The 2,268-nt window shown below is 29.5% G+C and carries 1 protein-coding gene; it reads right to left on the bottom strand.

Features of this window, described 5'->3' with window-relative positions:
• Window positions 1-612 precede the first annotated feature (612 nt).
• The coding region (locus LQU93_RS09780; protein ID WP_229933700.1) for a hypothetical protein at window positions 613-2,268 on the bottom strand (1,656 nt) is incomplete at its 5' end.

The raw sequence follows: 2,268 nt of genomic DNA on the forward strand, positions 1-2,268 counted from the left end.
ATTAGCTATGATCTATTAGCTCAAGCTCCAATATACAAACCAGAGCATTTTAAAACAGATAAGCTCAATCTAAGTTTTAGGGTTGGGGTTGGATGGTAGGGTGGAGGATTTACGCAGTTTGTTCTATAGCCCGTTAGGCTGATGGTCTCTTTTTTGTAGCATCAAGCCTATTGTCAATATGATTGATAAAAGGCTTGATTATATAAAATAGATATAATGGGTAATGCAAAGAAAAAATGCAATTCCAAAACAAAACTTCATACCAGTCAAATTGATAATATCTATCTTGATAAAAAATATTTCTAATCACTCCACCTTCATTAAAAACTCCATACATTAGAACATATGAAAAAATAGTTGTCATCCATAAATATAGAATTAAACAAAATAAAAACAATAATGTAATTGATATTAATTTACACAAAAGGCTAATGTTGCGATAATACTTTATGCAAACAAAAAATATCGCAGACAAAAATATCAACAGAAAAACAACTAGTAAAATTTGGAGTAATGCTTGCAAAAAAATAAAATTGTCAGTACTAATAATCAGTTTTGTGCAGCACCAAAATAAAAAAATAGAATAAGTAAGAAATAATTTTTCCGCCCTTTTCATTTTTGCTCCAAGCGAAGGTTTATATTTGGATAATAATTTTCAAAAGGATGGTATAGTTGAAGATTGTTATAAATTGGAATTTTATTTTTCCAATTTATATCAAAATCAATCAAGTCTTTAAAATTATATGTTATATCATAATTCGCATCCTTGTTTAACCATCCGTTAGCCACTGGATCATTTGTATGATTTATTTGATCTATGAAATTTGCACCTACTTTATTTGTGTTTTCTTTGAGTTTTGTGGCTGATTTAGGAGAGCCAACACTTATTAGGTTATATGGAGTTTTTACTCCGATGATTGAGTTTATTTTATTTGCCTTATATATATCCTCATTTCCAGCACTATGAGTTATCACGGTTGCTCCAGCTGGGAGTTGTTTTATAAAATAAGCATTTAACACATCTTTTGTAGTTGTGTAGTTTGGCAGCCATTCGACAGCATCTTCGATTACTCCTAGATGTTTTCCAGTAGCATTATTTATAAGTCCTACATTTTCTCCGTAATCTTTTTTAATCAAATTCACACTATTCTTAGCATCTTCAAGTGTATTGTCCATACCATTTATAAATAATATTTTAGTATTCCTATCTATGTTCTCATATGTTTGGTCTGTATTTTTTCTTAATTTTTCAAAATCATTTGAATTTGCCAGATTATATTCATTTGTATATTTATTTGTGTCAGGAGTTTCGTTTATTTTGGTATTATCTCTAAAAAGCTTAAAAGTGTCACCATATATTTTAAACGGCTCCATTATCGTAGGCGTAAAGAAATCAGTTATATCTTTTGTAAAATACCCATTGATAAGTGCTTCCATAAAAGTTAGATCGACTACTTTGTTATCATCTAAATTTTTATCTATACCTACAATACGATTATTGTATATATAAACCCTATTATCCCCCTTACTCTTATCCAAACTCTCAAACATTATAGAGTTTGAGTTTAGTAGGTTGATATTTGCTGGATTTGTTTTATCGTAGTTTATGGTTGTGTTTTTGGTGTCTATGTCTATATTGTTGTATGATAGAGCTTTATTTAGATAGTCTAAGAAATTTTCACCTTTTATGTCTGCATATTTGTTTTGGTCTTTATCTTGTGGTTTAAAATTGTTTTTTGAATAATCAACTGCATGTTTTAGCTCATGACCTAGTGTGCTTATAAATTCATTGATGTTGGTAGTATTGGCTATATTTAAAGTTAAGATACCGCTATTAAAGTTACCTTTAAATAATTCACCATCTGCACCTATGGCATACTTATCACTTATTATATTTAAAGTTATGCCATCTAAGTTCAGTCCAGCTTTTTTAGAGAATTCTTTTATTATATTGTTTGTTATTGCTTGTTTTTCTTCTATGCCTACATTTTCATCTATTAGTTTTTCAGTTAGATCTTTGCTGACTGCTTTTGAAATTTCATATGTATTATAGTTCTCTCCTACCTCTTGGTTAAAGTTTAGCTCTCCTGTTTGAATTATGGTAGATAGTGCCTTTGTAATAGCTGTGGCTTTATTATATTCATCTTCTATCTGCTTTCTACCCTCTTTACTAAACAACCTCATATCCACACTAGCATCTATGTTTGATGATATGTTTGTAGAGTATAGGTCTTTGTTTGTTTTTGCTGTATCTCTGTTTAGTCTATC

This window comes from Campylobacter majalis (assembly GCF_905120465.1).
Taxonomy (GTDB): domain Bacteria; phylum Campylobacterota; class Campylobacteria; order Campylobacterales; family Campylobacteraceae; genus Campylobacter_A; species Campylobacter_A majalis.